Origin of the sequence: Hymenobacter defluvii, from assembly GCF_017589435.1 — a bacterium.
Taxonomy (GTDB): domain Bacteria; phylum Bacteroidota; class Bacteroidia; order Cytophagales; family Hymenobacteraceae; genus Hymenobacter; species Hymenobacter profundi.
This window is the reverse complement of sequence record NZ_JAGETX010000004.1, coordinates 390,901-409,937: the sequence shown is the minus strand read 5'-3', so window position 1 is coordinate 409,937 and position 19,037 is coordinate 390,901. Positions and strand designations below refer to the sequence as shown.

Genomic DNA, 19,037 nt, shown 5'->3' with positions numbered 1-19,037 from the left:
CGACCATTTTCCATTCGCGTTCGGTTAATTCATGACGGCGCATGGCGTAAAAATACTCTCCTTGCTGTCCACACACTCTAGCTGACCATTTTCGCAAATCAATTCGCGACGAGTATAGCTATCAGCTTCGTCTGGCACCCCTCTCCCGGAGGGGAGGGGCTGGGGGGGGCACGCCAGCACAACCTGCACACCGACTGCAAAACCGCTGTAATAAAGCCTGCGTTCTGCCACACCCACACTTGTGGTTATTTATCAACCACCTCTGTTGCCAGCGCTGCCAAATCCAGCCCGTCAAACGTGCCGGAGGTCATCATCAGCAGGTTGGTATCCTGCCAGTTTTGCTGATGCAGGAAATCGGCCAGGGCCTTGCTATCGGTGAATACCTGCAAATTGGGGCGTTGGAAGGCCTGTTGCACGGCCTCGGGGGGTAGGGCGGGTAGGCGCTTGTGTTCCAGCACGTGCGGGTTGAAGTAGACCACCGCCACGTCGGGCGCATCGAAGGTGTGGGCGTATTGGGGTAGGAAGGCCGGGTTGAGCGAGCTGAACGTGTGCAACTCCAGGCAGGCCACCAGCCGGCGCTTCGGAAACTGCTGTTTCAGGGCCGTGGCCGTGGCTTTCAGCTTGCTAGGCGAGTGCGCAAAGTCCTTGTATACGACCGAGTCTTGGCCCTCGCGCACCAGCTCCAGGCGGCGTGCGGCGCCTTTGAAAGTCGCAATGGCTTCGTAAAAATCCTTGCCTTTGATGCCCAGTTGCTTGCACACCTCCTTGGCCGCCGAAATATTGCGCAGGTTGTGGGCGCCAAATACCTGCACAGGCACCTGCTCATCGCGCTTGGTGAGGAGGTAGGTTTTGCCATCGCGCAGCACATGCTCGTGTGGGCCGTAGCCCACGTACTTCACGTCGGGGGAGGTAGGCACGGTCACGAGCTGCACCTGCTCGTCGTCCTGGTCGTAGATGAGCGTGCCGGCCTTGGGCGTCATCTCCGCGAAGATTCGGAACTGCTCGCGGTAGATTTCCTCCGTCGGAAACACGTTGATGTGGTCCCAGCTGATGCCGGAAATCACGCCGATGTGATGCTGATAGAGGTGGAACTTTGGCCGCCGGTCGATGGGCGACGACAGGTACTCGTCGCCCTCAATGATGATAATGGGCGCATCTTCCGTCAGCTGCACCATCAGATCGAAGCCCGCCAGCTGGGCACCTACCGCGTAGTCGAACTTGCGCTGGTGGTAGCGCAATACGTGCAGAATCAGCGAAGTAATGCTGGTTTTGCCGTGCGAGCCGCCAATCACGATGCGCTGCTTGTCCTTGCTGGCCTCGTAGATGAACTCCGGAAACGAATACACGCGCAGGCCCAACTCCTGAGCGCGCAGCAGCTCGGGGTTGTCGGGGCGGGCGTGCATGCCCACAATCACGGCGTCGAGGTCGGCGGTGATTTTCTCCGGGAACCAGCCTTCTTCGGCCGGCAGCAGCCCGGCAGCTTGCAGGCGACTTTTGGCGGGCTCAAATATCTCGTCGTCGGAGCCCGTGACGTGGGTGCCGCGCTGGTGCAGGGCCAGGGCCAGATTGTGCATGATGCTGCCGCCGGTAGCAATCAGATGAAGGCGCTGAAAAGAGGAAGGGGTAGCGGGCATTGAGTAAGCGAAACGATGCAAGCGAATGGGCGGCAAAGGTAGGCAGATAGAACATACCAGCCGGGGTAGAGGTTAGGGAGGGACGCAGCCAGAGCCGGCCGGTTATTGAGTGGGTAGGCGCGGCGTGCTGTCGCCTACCCACCCAAACAGGCAAATGGTCCTGCTGTCTGGCCGACACACACCATGTAACATAGTAAAAGAAACTGTATTTCCCACACGTGTTTTCTTCGCGTTAGCCGTTAGTTTTGTACCCCTTTTGCCTGGCCTGGCCGGGTGTGCGCCGGGCACGGCCGACTGAACATTTTTTGGTGCAGTCGCCGGCTGCTACTCCAGTTCTGCTTACCTTGTATTTCCCTCAACCCAATGAATGACCGGATGGATGACCGCCTGAAACAATCGGCCTCGCGGGCCAAAGCCGCCTGGACCAGCCGCCCGCCGGCTATGTCGATGGCTGCGCCCGCCGGCAAATTGCCTCCCCAGGCCCGCGAGCTGGAAGCGGCCGTGCTCGGCGCTCTCATGCTGGAAAAGGACGCCCTCACCACCGTTATCGATATTCTGAAGCCCCAGAGCTTCTACGACGACCGGCACCAGAGCATTTTCAAGGCGATTCTGAGTTTGTTCGATAAGTCGGAGCCGATTGACCTGCTCACCGTCAACCAGGAGTTGAAGGAGCTGGGCGAGCTGGAAATGGCCGGCGGCACGCACTACGTGGCCAACCTCACTTTCAAGGTGAACTCGGCGGCCAACATTGAATACCACGCCCGCATCATCACCGAAAACGCCATCAAGCGCGAGCTGATTCGCATTGCCAGCGAAATCCACCGCGACGCGTTTGAGGATACCACCGACGTGTTCAACCTGCTGGATGCCACCGAGCAGGCGTTGTTTGAAGTGTCGGAATCCAACATCCGCAAAAACTTTGACGACATGCGTTCCTTGATGGGCAAGGCCATCAAAGAGCTGGAAGAAAAGAAAAACCAGAAGGATGGTCTCACCGGCGTACCCTCCGGCTTCTCAGCCCTAGACCGTGTAACGAGCGGCTGGCAACCCTCTGACTTAGTGATTATTGCCGCGCGCCCAGGCATGGGAAAAACAGCCTTCGTGGTATCGGCCATGCGCAACGCGGCCGTGGACCACAAAAAGCCGGTGGCCATTTTCTCGCTGGAAATGTCGTCTATTCAGCTCGTAAACCGTCTGATTTCGGCGGAAGCGGAGCTGGATTCGGAGAAGATCAAGAAGGGCAACTTGGCCGATTACGAATGGGCGCAGCTTAACCACAAGATTTCCTCGCTGTCGTCGGCGCCGATTTTTATTGACGATACGCCCGCGCTCAGTATCCGCGAGCTGCGCACCAAGTGCCGCCGCCTCAAGGCTCACCACGATATCCAGATGATCATCATCGACTACTTGCAGTTGATGACGGGCAACTCGGATGGGGGCAAGGGCGCCGGCAACCGCGAACAGGAAATTGCCTCTATCTCGCGGGCGCTCAAGGGAATAGCCAAAGAGCTGAATGTGCCCGTGCTGGCGCTGTCACAGCTCTCACGCTCCGTAGAAACCCGCGGTGGCGATAAGAAACCGCAGCTGAGTGACCTTCGTGAATCTGGTTCTATCGAGCAGGACGCCGACATGGTGGTGTTCCTGTATCGCCCGGAATACTACAAGATTACGGAGGACGAAATGGGCAACCCTACCCAGGGCATGGGCGAGGTGATTATTGCCAAGCACCGGAACGGCTCCCTGGAAACGGTGCAGCTCAAGTTTATCGGTCGCTTCACCAAGTTTGCCGACCTCGACGGGGTAGGCGGTTTCGAAGGCGGGGGCGACTACAATCCCGGCGCCTTCCCCACCAGCACCTTCGACGAGGACCCGAGCGCTTTTGCCCCAAACACCATTCGCCTGGGCTCGCGCATCAACAACGACACGCCGCCTCCGCAGGCCTTCCCCCGCAGCAACTTCGGCAACGAAGACCCGCCGTTTTAAAAACAATAAGAGCGAGAAAAAGAACGTCATTTCGACCAACGGGAGAAATCTCGCGTGCTTCCGGGTGTTACTATCCGGTGTCGGCACGCGAGATTTCTCCCGCTGGTCGAAATGACGTTTTGGTGTGTTCTGGTGAGTACAATGACAACGTTTCCTACCTTGTCAATCCAACCTTCTACCCCAACGACAATGCGCGTAGCAATCATTGGATGCGGCAACATGGGCATGGCCTACGCCAAATCCTTTCTGCAAAACAACCTAGTGAAGCCCGATAACATGCTGCTGGTGGCCAGGAGCCCGGCCCGGCAGACGGAGCTGGAAGGTAGGCAGGCTGGGCGCGTGGTGCTGGGCATCACGCAGGAGGTAGGCCTGTACGATCTGGTGATTGTGGCCGTGAAGCCCCAGGATTTCAGCGCGGTAGCGCGGGAGTTGCGTGAGGTGGTGCAGCCCCAGCAGATGGTACTGTCCATTATGGCGGGCATTCCTATTGCCCGGTTGCAGCAGGAGCTGGCGCACCCCCTCATCATTCGGGCCATGCCCAACACGCCGGCTCTCATCGGGCTGGGCATGACGGCCTACGCCGCCGCCGATGGGCTGACGGTGCGGCAAATCCGGCAGGTGGAAAACCTGATTAACTCCACCGGGCGGGCCGTGTTTCTAGAGCAGGAAAACCTGCTCGACGCCGCCACAGCCGTGAGCGGCAGCGGCCCGGCCTACTTCTTCTACATTGTGCGGGCCATGATTGAGGCCGGCCGCCAGCTGGGCTTCGACGAGGCACTGGCCGCGCAGCTGGTGAAACAAACGATGCTGGGCTCCTTCCACCTGCTCAACAACTCCGAAAAGTCGCTGGATGAGTTGATTAAGGCCGTAGCCTCGAAGGGCGGCACCACGGAGGCGGCCCTCACGGTATTCGGGGAGCGGGATTTGGCGGGGGCACTGATTGGGGGAATTAGCGCGGCCGAGCGCCGGGCGGGGGAGCTGTCGAAAGGGTAGCGGAAGAATACCCACCCATTCCAGTCGATCCGCCTGGCCTATGCTTCTTGTGCGGGGGCAGTTGAGGCAGCATCTAATCGAAGCTGATGTGCATTTCCCCAGTCTTTTAGGATGCTGATAACGGGCTCAAGCGTGCTGGCATAGGGCAGCGCCTGGTATTCAACTACAACCGGCGGGCCGGGATGAACCGTGCGCGCGAGGAGCTGGTGGGCTTCTAAGTCCTTGAGCTCCTTGGCCAGCACTTTCGTGGAGATACCCGGAATACTGCGCTCCAGGCCTCGGAAGTGATGCACACCTGAGAGCAGCGCTACGATTATTTGCAGCTTCCATTTGCCGCTGAACACGGTCAGCGCGCTACGTAATCCTTCTATGGTGTGGGTGCATTCCGCGGCGTTATGCTTGAGCATAGTAGAGTGAAGAAAAATTGTGATTTGGAAGAAAAACAGCTGATTACCTGCTGGAAATCAGGTTACGGGGGCGTAATCTGCAACTTCTACGGAGAGCAAACAAAAGGGTAGCTGATTACTTGAGGAAACCAGAGTACCAGTGGTACGGCGAAACAGGGTGGGTAGATGCTGCCCGTTTTCGCATCGTTTTTTCTTCCTCATTTTACCTTTTTTCCTATGCAGATCCTGCAAATTATTTCCAGCGCCCGCGGGGCCGAGTCGTACAGCACCCAACTCAGCCAGGGAATTATCGACAAGCTACTCGCGGCGCATCCCGGTAGCTCTGTGGTAGTGCGCAACTTGGCCAAGAACCCATTTCCTCACCTGGAGGAAGCCCATCTGCAAGCCTATTTCACACCGGTCGAGGCTCGTTCGGCGGAGCAGCAGGCCGTGCGCCACTCCGATGAGGCCATTGCGGAGGTACTCGCTGCCGATGTGCTGGTCATTGGAGTGCCGTTTTATAACTTCTCCATTGCTTCATCGCTGAAATCGTGGCTCGACCACCTGACGCGGGCGGGCATCACATTCCGCTACACGCCTACCGGTCCGGAGGGACTGATAACCGATAAGCGGGTGTACCTGGCCGTAGCCAGTGGCGGCATCTACTCCGAGGGACCCATGCAGCCCTACGATTTTGCTACGCCCTACCTACGCTGGATGCTCGGGTTCCTGGGTATGACCGACATAACCGTAGCCCGCGCCGAAGGCGTGAAGCTACCCGAATTTCAGGCCCAAGCCCTGCAAAAAGGCCTAGATAGCGTGGCCGTCTAGCCAATGCCGGAAAGGCGAGGCGTACCAATCCGACGGCCGCTGGGCTGGGGCGCCTCGCCTGAGGTAATGGCTGAATGATTTTGTGCAGTTTGCCTCAGCAGCTTGCCTCAGCAGTTTGCCTCAGCAGTTTGCCTCATTAGATTGTTATCTTAAGTGAAATAGCTGGCCTTGTTCCTACCCTATAATTAGGGTTCTGCTGCTACGGACGCGGTACTGTTGTTGCAAGCCAACGCCGCCCTCGGATAGTAGTAAGATTCCCGGAAAACCCAGCGCTACTACCCCTTCGCCTTTGCCATGAACTCCCTGCAAGACCTTCACAAAACCGCTTCCGCGTTTCAGAAAACCGATAAAATGCCGGTGCTTTTCGTCGGGCACGGCTCGCCCATGAACGCGCTGGCCGACAACCCTTTCACCCAAACCCTGCACCAGTTGGGTAGGGATATCCGGAACCGGCAACCGCCGCGGGCGGTGCTGGTGGTGTCGGCCCACTGGCTCACGCGCGGCACCTACGTGGCCGTGAACGAGCAGCCCGAAACCATCCACGACTTCGGCGGCTTCCCCGACGAGTTGTTTGCCATGCAGTACCCCGCACCCGGCGCGCCCGACGTGGCCCAGGAGGTGCTGGCCGCCCTACCCGACGCCCACCCCACCGACGAGTGGGGCCTCGACCACGGTACCTGGACGGTGCTGCACCACTTGTTTCCGGAGGCAGATATTCCGGTGTTTCAGCTCAGCATTGACTACGGCCGGCCGCTTACCTACCACGCCGAGCTGGCCCGGCAGCTGCAGTTTCTGCGGCGGCGCGGGGTGCTGGTGGTAGGCAGCGGCAACATTGTGCACAACCTGCGCCAGAGCATGCCCCACTTCCTGCACAACAACCCCGCACCCCACGCCTGGGCCGTGGAATTTGATGCCTGGGCCAAGCAGAAAATCGACCAGCGCGACTTGCTGGCCCTGGCGCACTACCAGCAAGCCGGCGCCGCCGGCCCCCTCGCCGTGCCCACCCCCGACCACTACATCCCGATGCTCTACAGCCTAGCCCTGGCCGAAGCCGACGACGACATCCGGCACGCCTTCGAGGAGGTGAGCTTTGGGGGGATGAGCATGCGCACGTTTGTGGTAGGGTAAGGGCAACGTGCAGAGCTGGCTACCCAAGGCCGCAGGCAACCCTCTGCGCAAGGTGCGCATCTTCTATAGCACAAGTTTATTCATCTTGTGCACCTGATGCGAAATCTACTCTTGCTGCTGCTCGCCTTTGCCGTTGCTACCCCGGCGGTTGCCCAGCAACCAACCGATACTGTGTATCGCGCCACGCCGCGCAAAATCAACGACCTGGTGCACACGCGGTTGGACCTGCGGTTCGATTATGCCAAGCGCTACGCATACGGCAAGGAATGGCTGACACTGAAGCCGCACGCCTACCCCACCGACTCACTGCGGCTGGATGCGCAGGGCATGGATATTCAGGCAGTGGCCTTGATGCAGGGGGATGTGCCGCAGCCCCTGCCATACGACTACAACCAGCGGCAATTGCTGATTCGGTTGGGGCGAAGGGTGCCAGCGGGGGAGGCGTATACCATCTACATCGAGTACACGGCCAAACCCGACGAGCTGCACGCGAAGGGCTCGGCGGCTATTCGGGATGCCAAGGGCCTTTACTTCATCAACCCCGGCAGCGCGGAGGCCGGCAAACCCGTGCAAATCTGGACGCAGGGCGAGACGGAAGCCAATTCGGCCTGGTTCCCGACTATCGACAAGCCCAACCAGAAGTCTACCTCCGAAATCAGCCTGACGGTTCCCGCCAAGTACGCTACCCTCAGCAACGGCGCGCTGGTGAGCCAGGTGCCTGCCGGCCCCGGCCTGCGCCGCGACACCTGGAAGATGGAGCAGCCCCACGCGCCCTACCTGTTTATGCTGGCCGTGGGCGACTTCCGCAAAACCACCGATACCTGGCGCGGGAAGGAAGTGAGCTACTATCTGGAGCCGCGGTACGCCGCGCAGGCCCGCGCCATTTTCGGGCAGACGCCCCGCATGCTGGAGTTCTTTTCTGAGCGTTTGGGTGTGGAGTTTCCGTGGCAGAAGTACGCCCAGGTGGTGGTGCGCGACTACGTGAGTGGGGCGATGGAAAATACCACGGCTTCCTTATATGGACCGCACGCCCAGGGCACCGCCCGCGAGCAGCTGGATTGGGAGTACGCCGATGTGGAGCGCGAAATAGCCCACGAGCTGTTTCATCAGTGGTTTGGCGACTACGTGACGGCCGAGAGCTGGAGCAACCTGACCATGAACGAGTCGTTTGCCAATTTCTCGGAGGTGCTGTGGGCCGAGCACGCCCACGGCCCCGATGCTGGCGCCGCCCAGGCCGACCGCAGCCTGCGCAACTACCTGAGCAGCGCCGGCAACTATGCCAAGCCGCTCGTGCGCTTCACCTACGCCGACAAGGAAGACATGTTCGACGGGGTGAGCTACCAAAAGGGCGGCAGCATCCTGAACATGCTGCGTAGCTGCCTGGGAGAAGAAGTGTTTTTCAAGGGCTTGCAGCGCTACCTGATGCAAAACGCTTTCGGAACCGGCGAGGCCCAGCAGTTGCGGCTGGCATTGGAAGAGGCATCGGGGCAGGATCTGAACTGGTTTTTCAACCAGTGGTACTACCGAGCCGGCCACCCCATTGTCACGATTGACTACGCCTGGGATGCGGCTCGGAAGGAGCAGCAAGTCACCATCAGGCAAACCCAGCCGGGGCCGGCCTTTCAACTGCCGCTGGCCGTAGATCTGTATGCTGATGGCAAGCCCACGCGCCACCACATTACCGTGCGGAAGGCCGCCGAAACCTTCCGCTTTCCGTCGGCCAGCAAGCCGGATTTGGTGAACGTGGATGCCGAAAAGGTGCTGGTCTGGCAGAAAACCGACAACAAGCCGCTGGCCGCCTTCGCCTACCAGTTCCGCCACGCCCCGCGCTACCTCGACCGTCGCGAGGCCCTGGCGGCCGCCCAAAAGCAAATTATCCAGCCGGTGGCCCAACAGCTGTTGGTAGCGGGCCTGGCCGATCAGTCGCCGGTACTGCGCCAGTTTGCTATCGAAGCCCTGGCGCTCCAGCAGGCGGGTTTGCGTAAAGCGGCTACGCCCGCGCTGCTACAGCTCGCTACTATCGATTCGTCGGTGCAGGTGCGGGCGGCGGCGCTGCTGGCGTTGGGTTCGCTCAAGGAGAAACGGTATGCCCCGCTGTTTGCGCAGGCTTTGGGAAGTCCGTCGTACCGGGTGCAGGGGGCGGCGCTGCAAGGGCTGTTGCCGCTGAATCCGAAGCTGGCTCTGACCCGCGCGTTGGCTTTGGAAGCCGACAATACGGGTGCCCTCACAATAGCCCTGGTGCAGGTATACGGCCAGGTAGGCACGCTGGCGCAATGGCCCCTGATGCGGAAAAAGTACGACGCCGCTACCCCCATAAACCGCCTCGAAATGCTACCCGGCCTGGGTGAGATACTAGGACGTCTCGACGACCCTACCGCCCTGACCGAAGGCATCTCCCGCATCAAAGACCTGACGGTGGGCTTCAAACCCTACCTAGATTTCAAGCGGCTGATTGGCCTGCTTCGTCAGATTCAGCAGCATCAGGCTGGTCGCCCCAACGCGGCGCTTGCAGCCACACTGGTAGCGCAGGCCGTAGCAGAAATTGAAGCAGCGTAGGCGAGGGGTAGGGCGAAAATGCCAGCTGCTGGTTGGGTTTCTACCCTTCGCTCTTTTCCCGCGCCGCAAATGCCTGCCGGGCTTGGGCTACTTCCTGGGCGTGCGCATTGGCCCAGGTGCCAAGTCCTGAGAAGGCTACGAGCAGGCTGTGGCCCAGCGGCGTGAGCTGGTATTCTACGCGGGGCGGCACCTCGGCGTACACGTGACGCTGCACCAGGCCGTCGGCTTCCAGGGAGCGAAGCGTGACGGTGAGCATTCGCTGCGATACGTCGCCGATTTGCTTGCGCAACTCGTTGAAGCGCAGCGTGTCGGTGGCGCCCAGGTGCAGGATGCAGAGCAACGACCATTTATCGCCGATACGGTCGAGGACGTGGCGCACGGGGCAAATGCTGGCGGCCGTTTGGGCATCTTGCAAAATTTTTTGCGCCTCAGCTCGAAAAACAAGGGGCTGATTATCAGTGATAGTTACGTGCATGTGCCTAAGGAATAAGAAAATGCCTTCTTGCAGACGATAAACACACCTGCTAGCTTTGGGTTACTAAAAGTAACTATTGTATTTAAAAGAACCAAGCACATGATTGCCATCACCGGAGCTACCGGCCACCTCGGCCAGGCTACCCTCAACGCCCTATTGTCTAAAGTTCCTGCCAACCAACTGATTGCGTTGGTGCGAGACCCGCAAAAAGCCACCGACCTGAGTGCCCAGGGCGTGCAGGTGCGACAGGGCGACTACAACGACCCCGCCACGCTGCAAGCGGCCTTTCAAAGCGCGGAGAAGGTGCTGCTGATTTCTGGTGACGACTTGGAAAACCGCTTACAGCAGCACAAAAACGTGATTGACGCGGCCAAGAAAGCCGGGGTGCGCCACGTGCTCTATACCAGCGTTACGAACCCCTCGGCCGATTCGCACTTCGGCGCTTCGCCCAGCCACGTGGCTACCGAGGCGTACTTAAAAGAATCGGGCTTGACGTACACGCTGCTACGCAATACGCTGTACCTGGACATTCTGCCGATGATGATTGGCGAAAACGCCCTACCCAGCGGCCAGCTCTTCGCCGCAGCTGGCGAGGGCAAAGTAAGCTACGCGCTCCGCCAGGACCTGGCCGAAGCCACGGCCACTATTTTAGCTTCCCCCGGCCACAACAACCAGACGTACGACCTGGCGCCCGCGCCGGCCTATTCCTTCCAGGATATTGCTACTGCTCTGAGTGAGGTAGCCGGCCAGCCCGTGCAGTATGTGCCCATTACGCCGGAAGCCCTGGCCGCCGGCATGCGCGAGCACCACGTGCCCGAACCCGTAGTGATGATGATGGTCGGCTTATCAAAAGCCATGGCCGCCGATGAGTTCAACCTCAGCAGCCCTACCCTGGAGCAACTGCTGGGCCGCCGCCCCACCGACTTGAAAACGTTCCTGACGGGCGTTTACGGTAAGTAAACAGCAGAATTATTCAGCAAACGGCCTCCGTTTTTACTTTACTCTGTAAGGTAAAAACGGAGGCCGTTTGCGTAATGTAGAGAGGCATTAGGTCACGTCACTGTACCGCCTGTTCTAGCCCAAGCGGGTAGATAGGGGAGGAGAACCAGCAGCTACTTGTCGCCCTGCGGATCGGGGAACTGGGGCTGTTGTCGGGCATACGGACCGGCTTCGGCGGGGGTGGCGCAGCCGGCCAAAACGGCGCATTCAAATGTCGCGCCGTGGTAATAGCGCTGAAAGAGCACCGCCACCAGCCACATAGAGGCAATGGGCGCCACAAAATACACCCACAGCCCCGTGAAATTGCCAGCCGCTACGGCTGTGCCCAGCGACCGGGCGGGGTTCAGGCTCATCCCTGAAAGCGGCGTTTCGAAGGCAATGTAGAGGGCCAGCAAGCCGGCCAGCAGCCAGCCGGCGTACTTGCGCCGCTGCTCGGAGTGCAGCGCCCAGAGCAGCACAAACATGAAAAAGGCCGAAATAGCGGCTTCGGCCAGCAGTGCCACACCCACGCCCCAGTCGCCGGGCACCGTCACGTTTTGCTTGATGTCTGGGTGAGTATACCAAGGCGCCAGTACCTGCTCCATCAGGAAGCCGCCGGTCAGAGCGCCCGCAAACTGAAACACCACGTACCAAAACGTATCGGTGGCGCTGAGGCTACCTAACTGCCAGAACGCCAGCGTGACGGCCGGGTTGAGGTGCGCCCCCGAGCGCTGCCCCCAGGCACTATACGTCATGAGGGCCACGGCCAGGCCAATGGGTAGGCCCAGCACCACGTGGCGCAGCAACTCGTTGTCGCCCAGCCACTGCCGCACTGGCGAGGTAGGGTGTTGGACCACCACCGCCGCGCACGACGCCACAATGATAAACGTGGCCGCTCCAGCTGCTTCCGCTACATAGTAGGCCCAATGGCGCCGGAGGGTAGCGAGCAGGCCAGAAGTGGAGGTGGACATAAACGGGGGCTGCGTGAAGCAAATAGTATTCGCTTAACGCAGCCCCGGTTAAAGTGTTGGCGTCGCTACAGTCGGGCTTTGCTTTGGGAGGAGCTGCCGCGGTTTTTTACAATTGGTAGGTGAGCGTAGCGGCCATTTGGCGTGGCGCAATGGGGTTGATGCTGTTATCGTCGTGAGCGTTGTAGCTAAGCTTATCAAGCAGGTTGGAGAGCTTCAGGCGCAGCGTGAGGCGCTGGTAGGCATAGCCCACCGACGCATCAAACTGCGTGTAGCCAGGCAGCGGAATCAGCTGGAAGGTGTCGTTGATGGGCTGGCCGTTGCTGCCAACCAGGCGGGTGTTGCGGCCTGCCTGCCGCTCGCCCACGTAGTAGGCCGTGAAGCCGGCTTGCAGCCCGCGCAGCGTGGAGTGGTCGAGGGTGTAGAACACGCTCAGGTTGGCCGTGTGGTTGGGGTTGTAGCGCAGCAGGCTTCCTACCTCGTAGATGTTGCTCTTGGTGTAGGAGGTGTGGTTATAGCTATAGCCCCCAATCAGCGACCAGCCTTTATAGGGCTTGCTAAGAATGTCCACTTCTAAGCCCTTGCTGGTCACTTCACCCGCCAATTCTTGAGCATTGGGAAAATCTGGATTAAAGCTTGGACTGTTTTGCAGAATGGTCTGTACCTGTCCGTCGTTCACGATGTGGTAGGCCGTCACGTTGGCCGACACGGCCCCGTTGAACAGGTCGTTTTTCACACCTACCTCAAACTGATTGAGGGTGGACGGTGGCAGCGCACCGCCAGTTTGACTAATACCCGAGTTCAGCACAAACGAGTTGGAGTAGGAAGCAAAGATGGAGCTGGTCTTGATGGGCTGATACACCAGGCCCAGGCGCGGCGAAAAAGCGTCGTCGTAGCGCTTGCTCTGCGTCACGGAGTAGTCCTTGTATGACAGCGACTTCGTACCGGTTTCCTGATACGTATAGCGCACGCCGGCCAGTATCTTCACTTTTTCGTCCACGCTGATCAAATCCTGCACGTAGGCCCCTACCCGCCGGATGGGGGTGTGATTGCGCGAGGCCAACGATAGCGCCGGCAGGTCGGCCCGCTGCTTGTACTTGTCTAGATCAAGGATGTTGATTTTGTCATAGGCTACGGCCGTGTATGAGGGCGTGGTGGTATTGTACTTATCGGCATCCATGCCTACCAGCACAGCATGGCTGAGGAAGAACGTTTTGAACTTGCCCGTTACGTCCAGCTCACCCAGAAAGTAGTCCTGCATAGTCTGGCTGCCTTGGGCGTTGCGGCTCCAGTCGCCGTTTTCAAGCACTCCAATGGGACGGGAAGTGCTGCGCTGGTCGTTGTCGTAGCCTTGGTAGCCGCCAATCAGGCGTACTTGCCAGCGGTCGGAAAGGCGGTGGGTGAGGGTAGTGGTGAGGCTGGTCTGGTCGGTGTTGTTATACGCCCATTTGGATCCTAAGAACCGGCTGCGCGGCACGTCCACAATGCGGTAGTTGATGGTGCCAATACCGTAGTCAGGGGTGCGTTCGTCGTGGAGGTAGTCGCCCTCCACCAGCAAATCCGTTTTCTCACCTACCTTAAAAAGCAGCGATGGATTCACGTAGAAGCGGTTCGACGACACGCCCTGGCGGAAGCTGCGGGCGTTTTCGTAGGTGGCGTTCACCCGGTAAGCCACGTGCTCGGAGCTGTTCACGGCGCCGTACACATCCACAAACGGCTTGTAGAAATCGTAGCTACCCACGCGCATCCCTACCTGCCCGCCCTGCTCGAAACGGGGCTTTTTGGTGACTAGATTGATAATACCGCCAGCCGCCACGTTGCCGTACAGAATAGCGTTGCTACCCTTCATCACCTCGAAGCTTTCCAAAGCCGTGGCTTCCGGCAGCGCGCCGTTGTTGTAGCGCACGCCATTTTTGAATGTGTTGTTGCTGCCCATCGAGAAGCCCCGGCTGGCCAGTTCTTCCTGGGTGCCGCCGGTGGTACCCATCACGTACACGCCACTCACGTTGGCCAGCGCATCACTGATGCGCAGCACCTGCTGCTGCTCCAGCACCTGCTGGTCGATGGTGACGATGCTCTGGGGCAGGTCTAGCGGGCGTACCGGCAGCTTGCCTACGGCCACAGGTTTCTCGTTGATGGAGCGGTTGCCCGTCACGGTCACCTCCGAAAGCTGGCGTTGGTCTTTTGCCAGCGTTAGTGGGGCCATCGCAACGGCCTGACCGGCTTTCACTTCCACCGTCAGTAGTTGAGTTACATAGCCTACGTGGGTAACAGCTACCGTCAGCCAGCCCGCAGGCGCCTGCAAGCGAAAACGCCCGTCTGCATCCGTATTCGTGCCCAGCGAGGTGCCCTGCACAAGCACTGCCACCGATTCCGCAGCTTGCCCGTCGGCTAGCCGTATCTGGCCGGTTAGCGTTCCGGTTTCCTGTTGCACCTGGCGAGCTGCCGTACGCGGTATAGACTGCGCCAAAGTATCCACAGGAAACGAAAGGCCAAGAAACAAAGGGAGGAAGAGGAGACGTGTTGCCATACCTTATTTGTAATGATTCAAAATATTGGCAAAGCAACTTCTAAATTAGAATTAAAACAAATAAGCTTTAGTCTATTTTTATTACTTCTAAATAAGAGGTAAAATTGAATAATGAAACGCTTGACCCATGAAGAGCGGGTATGTGGAAAAGATGGCTCCCACACGTAGCGATTTAATTTATAATTAATCTAAATTAGCGTCGCCTTCTTCCTTATTCATTTCTTACCCTTCATTCCATTTCCCGTGACAACTGAGAAAAGTGGTTACACGCTACGCAAGTTTATCCTAGACATTCACCTATGGTTGGGGGTAGGTAGCGGCCTTATCCTGTTCATTGTGTGTCTGAGCGGCACCCTCTATACCTTCCGCACCGAAATTACACAGGCCGTGGAGGCAGATGCCTACCATGTAACTCCGCCCGCCGCCGGGCAGCCGCTGCCGGCCTCTACTCTAGTAAGCCGCCTGGAGCAAGCCTACCCAGCCAGCAAAGTGGTAGCCCTAAGCATTCCCGCCGACTCCGAGCGGGCCTGGGCCTTCTCGCTGACTACCCGGAAAGCCCTGGCGCGCCAGCAAGCCGAGGAAAAGGCGGAGCAACAAGCAGGGAGTAAGCCCAGCCGTGAAGGTCACCGGGGCGGCGGCGGCAAGGAGAGCCGGGGTGGCAAAGGCGGCAAGCACGGCAACCAGGACTCGCAGACGCTGCTCGTGAATCCCTACACCGCCGCCGTGCAAGGCAACACCGAAACCGGCCTGTCCAAGTTCTTTATGGGCGTGATGGGCCTGCACCGCTGGCTGCTGATTGAAGGGGGAGTGGGCCAGATACTGGTAGGAACTGCCACACTGATTTTTGTGGTGTTGCAGCTAACCGGGTTGGTGTTGTGGGCGCCGGCTAAGTTAAAGCAGTGGAGCAAATGGAAAATGTGGCGGCCCGGCTTCGTCATTAAAACCAACGCAAGCCGTAAGCGCCTCAACTACGACCTGCATAATACACTGGGCTTCTACGCGCTGGGCCTGCTCACAGTGATGTCGCTGACGGGTCTGTGCTGGTCGTTTGAGTGGTACCGCGATGGCCTAAGCAGCTTGTTGGGCGCCAAAGTATTTGGGGGAAGGGGCGAGAAGCCACTGCCTTCGGCCGTGCCTGCCACCACTGGCCGCACCCTCTCCGCCGACGACTACCTGGCCTTGGCCAACCGCCAGTTGGCCTACTCCGGCGATGTACGCCTGACCCTACCCAAAGGCCCGGAAGGCTCGGCTAGTGTTCAAAAAACAAAAACGGGCTTCTTTGCCCTGGCTGGCACCGACCGCCTCACGCTGGACCAGTATAGCGGCACCGTGCTCAAGGCCGATATCTTCGCCGCCAAGCCCTTCAATGAGCAACTGACTAGCCTCATCAAACCCCTGCACACGGGCGAGGTAGCAGGCACCTTTTCCAAGATTCTGTATTTTCTGGCTTGCTTAATCGCCACCAGCCTACCCATTACGGGGGTAATTATCTGGCTGAACAAGCGGCAGAAAAGCAATCGGCGTTCTATTGGGCGGTCAGCGGCTATTGGGCAACCGGCAGTGGTAGGCCGGCCGGCGTAGCACCCTAGCGCTACTTGGTTTTGGGTTCGAGGAGGGCAACTACGGCAGCGTGGTTGCCCTCTTTGGCGAGTGCCAAGGCGTTCTTGCCGTCGTCGTCCTGCATCTTGGCGTCGGCACCGCTAGCGAGCAACAGTTGCACTACCTGAACATGGCCTTTGGCGGCGGCAGCCATCAGGGGCGTATTCCGAAAGTTATCTGCTTTGTTTACCGAAGCCTTGTGTTGGAGCAGGCTTTTCACAATATCGAGGTGGTTTTGCCCGGCTGCAATAATCAGATAGGTGGTCGGGAAACCCGGTACCATCTCTACGGAAGCGTTGGCATCGGCCCCGCTGGTAAGCAGCGCTTCTACCTCAGCCGACTTATTCTTGAGAACTGCGGTGTATAAGTCTTTGGCTGGCGTTTGTGCAGAGGCAATACTTACAAGCGTCAAGGATACTAATAGCGTAAGGAAAAGTTTGCGCATGAGAAAGCGAATAGAAAAATCGGTCGACCAAAAACAGTAGGTAAGCGCGAGGCGTAACCAAAAATTGTGCGCGAACTGATAGATCTACTGAAAATCATGTTTCACCGCGTAATAAAGCACTCGTTATTAGATAAAAATTAAATTTTTTGAAGTTAGAGGTAGCTATAACGATACAAAATAGAGTCTCTGACAAGAGCAATTTGGCTACTACTGCACGCGATGCGTGTTACACGCTCTTTGTGTTCACACGACGGAAATGACTGCTCGTTTCCCCATGCGCTGCGCCATGGTACTCGCCACAATGATTTGCAACGCGTGATATAGCATCAGCGGAAGCAGTAAGGCCCCGGCAGCCGCCCCCGGAAACAGCAGGCTGGCGAATACGCTGCCGTGAACCAATGATTTTTTAGAACCGCAAAAAACGGCCGTAATCCGGTCTTCGCGCGGAAAACCCAATAGGCCACTCACTCCCCACACAATTCCAAATACGGCGAAGTACAACCCTACCATACCCAAGCTTAGGCCCACTACATCTTGCAAGGCATAGCTACTGAACACGCCCTCGGCAAAGGATTCGCAAAATGCTGTAAAGACGATCAGTAGGATAATCACCTGATCGGAAATGCGCAGCAGCTTGCCATTGCGCTCGGCAAATGCGCCCAGCCAGCGGTTCAGTAGCACGCCGGCCGCCACGGGCACAATCACCTGCCCAACCAAATCCAGTACCAGCTCTTGCAGCGGAATACCAGTGGCGCTAGTTTGCAATACTAGTCCGGTAAGCAGCGGGGTCAGCGCAATGCCCAGCAGCCCCGACAGCGTGGCGTTGAAAATAGCCGCCGGAATGTTGCCCTGCGCAATGCTCACCATCACCACCGACGTAGACACGGTGCTAGGAAGAGCACACAGAAAGAAAATGCTTTGCCAAAGCAACGCACCCTCTGCACCCGTGAAAAAGGGCCGTACGGCCAGCGCCAGCAGCGGGAAAAGCACAAACGTAGTTAGCTGCGTAACCAGGTGGAGCTGCCAGTTGCGCATGCCGGTTTTCAGCTTGGCCGGGCTCAGGCGTAAGCCATACGCAAAGAAAATGATGCTCACGCCTACCGTTTTGATGGTGTGCCAGGGTAGGGGGCTGGCATTGCTGCCAGCATTCGGAAAAAGGTAGGCAAGCAACACCACGCCAGCTAGACCTAATAAAAACCACTCGCTCGCAATACGGGTTAGCAGGGCGGAAAAGCCAGTAGGAGGGGTCGGCGTGGGAGCTGGTTGGGACATGAAAAGGAAGAATAGTATACCGGCAAAAGTACTACGACTATAAGGGGGCTGCTATTAGAATTCTATTAGATAAGTGCTGGGTAGAGTGATATACTACTGGTATTCTGAAACACAACGAGGAGACCACGCATCGATAGGACATTCACGAAACAGGCCCGATGCATTGGCATCGGGCCTGTTGATCGGGGGCTAAACCAGTGCTGGCGCTGCGGCTGGCTGCAACGCAAACGCCTCCGCCAGCAGCTCATACGAACGGAGCCGGTCTTGGAAGTCGTAGGTGATGGTAACGGCCATGATTTCGTCTACGCCGTATTCGGCGGCCAGCTTTTCCAGCTGCATTTTCACCTGAAGGGGTGTGCCGCTCACCATGCGCTGGCGGTTGTACTCCAGACGGGCGCGCTGGGCGGGCGCCAGGGGGTAATCGCGCACGGTAGCGTAGGGCGGGGTAGGGCCGCGCGAGCCGGTTTCGAGCAGGGTCATTTGCAGGGCCAGCGTGTCTTCCAACTCCTGAGCTTTCTCCTCCGTATCAGCGCAGAGCACGAAGATGGCCATGCTGGCTGCGGACTTGGGTAGGCGCGTGGAAGGCCGGAACTTCTCGCGGTATTGCTGCACCGCCTCGGGGCCACCGTGAGGGTTGATGAAGTGCGCAAAGGTGAAGGCCATGCCCAAGTAGGCCGCAAACAGCCCGCTTTGCCCGCTGCTGCTCAACAGCCACAGCTCGGGCACGGTATCAATCAGCGGGGCGGCTTTGATTTTGGTTTGGATGGTTTCCGGGTCGGCGCGGTCAGTGAGGTAGCGGTCCAGGTCCATGAGTTGCTCGATGAAATCCTGTTCGCTGAACTGATTGCTGGGGTTGAGCACCTGCGCCGTGAGGCGGTCGGCACCGGGTGCCCTACCTATTCCCAGATCGATGCGATTGGGGAACAGGCCTTCGAGCAGGCGAAAGTTTTCGGCCACCTTCAGGGCTGAGTAATGCGGCAGCATTACCCCACCCGAACCAATACGAATGTGCTTGGTCTGACCCGCCAAATGGGCCATGAGCACCTCGGGAGTAGTGCCCGCCAGCGACTCCGAATTATGGTGCTCCGACACCCAGAAGCGGGTGTAGCCCAGGGCCTCGGCGTGTTGGGCCAGCTGCACCGTTTCGAGCAGGGCCTGCCGGGCCGTGCCGCCCTGCCGCACCGGCGACTGGTCGAGCACGCTCAGACGGATAGAAGAAGGCGTTTTCATATAAGATAGTTGTCAGTTGTTAGGGAATA

At 58.6% G+C, this 19,037-nt stretch carries 15 protein-coding genes; 7 read left to right on the top strand and 8 right to left on the bottom strand.

Annotated elements, in window-relative coordinates; all coding sequences use genetic code 11:
- Positions 1–245: 245 nt before the first annotated feature.
- Positions 246–1,634 carry a UDP-N-acetylmuramate--L-alanine ligase gene (locus tag J4D97_RS10450; protein ID WP_208307530.1) on the bottom strand — a complete coding sequence of 463 codons (1,389 nt, stop codon included), beginning with the start codon at positions 1,632–1,634 and terminating at the stop codon, positions 246–248.
- A 441-nt stretch (positions 1,635–2,075) separates the two neighbouring features.
- On the opposite strand from J4D97_RS10450, the gene dnaB reads away from it, so the two are divergent.
- Both dnaB and proC read left to right on the top strand, forming a co-directional pair.
- On the top strand, positions 2,076–3,617 hold the full coding sequence (gene dnaB / locus J4D97_RS10445; RefSeq protein WP_243900256.1) for a replicative DNA helicase: 1,542 nt from the start codon (positions 2,076–2,078) through the stop codon (positions 3,615–3,617).
- 189 nt (positions 3,618–3,806) lie between these two features.
- Positions 3,807–4,610, top strand: a complete 804-nt coding sequence (proC, locus tag J4D97_RS10440; RefSeq protein WP_208307529.1) for a pyrroline-5-carboxylate reductase — start codon at positions 3,807–3,809, stop codon at positions 4,608–4,610.
- Positions 4,611–4,648: 38 nt separating this feature from the next.
- Here proC and J4D97_RS10435 read toward each other — a convergent pair whose 3' ends face one another.
- On the bottom strand, positions 4,649–5,017 hold the full coding sequence (locus tag J4D97_RS10435) for a winged helix-turn-helix transcriptional regulator (RefSeq protein WP_208307528.1): 369 nt from the start codon (positions 5,015–5,017) through the stop codon (positions 4,649–4,651).
- Between the two features lie 216 nt (positions 5,018–5,233).
- On the opposite strand from J4D97_RS10435, the gene J4D97_RS10430 reads away from it, so the two are divergent.
- From J4D97_RS10430 to J4D97_RS10420, 3 genes are all read left to right on the top strand, one after another.
- Complete coding sequence (locus J4D97_RS10430) at positions 5,234–5,827, top strand: FMN-dependent NADH-azoreductase (RefSeq protein WP_208307527.1); 594 nt, start codon at positions 5,234–5,236, stop codon at positions 5,825–5,827.
- 294 nt (positions 5,828–6,121) lie between these two features.
- Positions 6,122–6,955, top strand: coding sequence for a 4,5-DOPA dioxygenase extradiol (ygiD, locus tag J4D97_RS10425; RefSeq protein WP_208307526.1), 834 nt, complete (start codon positions 6,122–6,124; stop codon positions 6,953–6,955).
- A gap of 96 nt (positions 6,956–7,051) precedes the next feature.
- On the top strand, positions 7,052–9,511 hold the full coding sequence (locus tag J4D97_RS10420; protein WP_208307525.1) for a M1 family aminopeptidase: 2,460 nt from the start codon (positions 7,052–7,054) through the stop codon (positions 9,509–9,511).
- A gap of 40 nt (positions 9,512–9,551) precedes the next feature.
- On the opposite strand, the gene J4D97_RS10415 is transcribed toward J4D97_RS10420, so the two are convergent.
- Positions 9,552–9,986, bottom strand: a complete 435-nt coding sequence (locus tag J4D97_RS10415) for a winged helix-turn-helix transcriptional regulator (RefSeq protein WP_208307524.1) — start codon at positions 9,984–9,986, stop codon at positions 9,552–9,554.
- A 99-nt stretch (positions 9,987–10,085) separates the two neighbouring features.
- Between J4D97_RS10415 and J4D97_RS10410 the strand changes: the two genes are divergently transcribed.
- A complete protein-coding gene (locus J4D97_RS10410) occupies positions 10,086–10,946 on the top strand; it encodes an SDR family oxidoreductase (protein ID WP_208307523.1) in 861 nt (286 codons plus the stop codon).
- Positions 10,947–11,098: 152 nt separating this feature from the next.
- On the opposite strand, the gene J4D97_RS10405 is transcribed toward J4D97_RS10410, so the two are convergent.
- Both J4D97_RS10405 and J4D97_RS10400 read right to left on the bottom strand, forming a co-directional pair.
- Positions 11,099–11,935, bottom strand: a complete 837-nt coding sequence (locus tag J4D97_RS10405) for an MIP/aquaporin family protein (RefSeq protein WP_208307522.1) — start codon at positions 11,933–11,935, stop codon at positions 11,099–11,101.
- A gap of 106 nt (positions 11,936–12,041) precedes the next feature.
- Entirely contained in the window at positions 12,042–14,435 is a 2,394-nt protein-coding gene (locus tag J4D97_RS10400) for a TonB-dependent receptor (RefSeq protein ID WP_243900240.1), read from the bottom strand.
- Positions 14,436–14,705: 270 nt separating this feature from the next.
- On the opposite strand from J4D97_RS10400, the gene J4D97_RS10395 reads away from it, so the two are divergent.
- Positions 14,706–16,043 (top strand): PepSY-associated TM helix domain-containing protein, encoded by a 1,338-nt coding sequence (locus tag J4D97_RS10395; protein ID WP_208307520.1) that lies wholly within the window; start codon positions 14,706–14,708, stop codon positions 16,041–16,043.
- 10 nt (positions 16,044–16,053) lie between these two features.
- Here the strand turns inward: J4D97_RS10395 and J4D97_RS10390 are convergent, their stop codons facing one another.
- The 3 genes from J4D97_RS10390 to J4D97_RS10380 all read right to left on the bottom strand — a co-directional run bounded on the left by J4D97_RS10390 (position 16,054) and on the right by J4D97_RS10380 (position 19,008).
- Complete coding sequence (locus tag J4D97_RS10390) at positions 16,054–16,506, bottom strand: ankyrin repeat domain-containing protein (RefSeq protein ID WP_185284077.1); 453 nt, start codon at positions 16,504–16,506, stop codon at positions 16,054–16,056.
- Positions 16,507–16,749: 243 nt separating this feature from the next.
- Complete coding sequence (locus J4D97_RS10385; protein WP_208307519.1) at positions 16,750–17,778, bottom strand: bile acid:sodium symporter family protein; 1,029 nt, start codon at positions 17,776–17,778, stop codon at positions 16,750–16,752.
- A 189-nt stretch (positions 17,779–17,967) separates the two neighbouring features.
- The gene (locus J4D97_RS10380; RefSeq protein ID WP_208307518.1) at positions 17,968–19,008 is read right to left on the bottom strand and encodes an LLM class flavin-dependent oxidoreductase; all 1,041 of its coding nucleotides are present in this window, start codon (positions 19,006–19,008) and stop codon (positions 17,968–17,970) included.
- Positions 19,009–19,037: the final 29 nt, after the last annotated feature.

Excerpts from the sequence above, each read along its gene's own strand:
- J4D97_RS10450 (WP_208307530.1), bottom strand. The coding sequence starts at position 1,634 with ATGCCCGCTACCCCTTCCTCTTTTCAGCGCCTTCATCTGATTGCTACC.
- J4D97_RS10380 (WP_208307518.1), bottom strand. The coding sequence starts at position 19,008 with ATGAAAACGCCTTCTTCTATCCGTCTGAGCGTGCTCGACCAGTCGCCG.
- J4D97_RS10385 (WP_208307519.1), bottom strand. The coding sequence starts at position 17,778 with ATGTCCCAACCAGCTCCCACGCCGACCCCTCCTACTGGCTTTTCCGCC.
- proC (WP_208307529.1), top strand. The coding sequence starts at position 3,807 with ATGCGCGTAGCAATCATTGGATGCGGCAACATGGGCATGGCCTACGCC.
- ygiD (WP_208307526.1), top strand. The coding sequence starts at position 6,122 with ATGAACTCCCTGCAAGACCTTCACAAAACCGCTTCCGCGTTTCAGAAA.
- J4D97_RS10435 (WP_208307528.1), bottom strand. The coding sequence starts at position 5,017 with ATGCTCAAGCATAACGCCGCGGAATGCACCCACACCATAGAAGGATTA.
- dnaB (WP_243900256.1), top strand. The coding sequence starts at position 2,076 with ATGTCGATGGCTGCGCCCGCCGGCAAATTGCCTCCCCAGGCCCGCGAG.
- J4D97_RS10405 (WP_208307522.1), bottom strand. The coding sequence starts at position 11,935 with ATGTCCACCTCCACTTCTGGCCTGCTCGCTACCCTCCGGCGCCATTGG.
- J4D97_RS10430 (WP_208307527.1), top strand. The coding sequence starts at position 5,234 with ATGCAGATCCTGCAAATTATTTCCAGCGCCCGCGGGGCCGAGTCGTAC.
- J4D97_RS10410 (WP_208307523.1), top strand. The coding sequence starts at position 10,086 with ATGATTGCCATCACCGGAGCTACCGGCCACCTCGGCCAGGCTACCCTC.
- J4D97_RS10420 (WP_208307525.1), top strand. The coding sequence starts at position 7,052 with ATGCGAAATCTACTCTTGCTGCTGCTCGCCTTTGCCGTTGCTACCCCG.
- J4D97_RS10390 (WP_185284077.1), bottom strand. The coding sequence starts at position 16,506 with ATGCGCAAACTTTTCCTTACGCTATTAGTATCCTTGACGCTTGTAAGT.
- J4D97_RS10415 (WP_208307524.1), bottom strand. The coding sequence starts at position 9,986 with ATGCACGTAACTATCACTGATAATCAGCCCCTTGTTTTTCGAGCTGAG.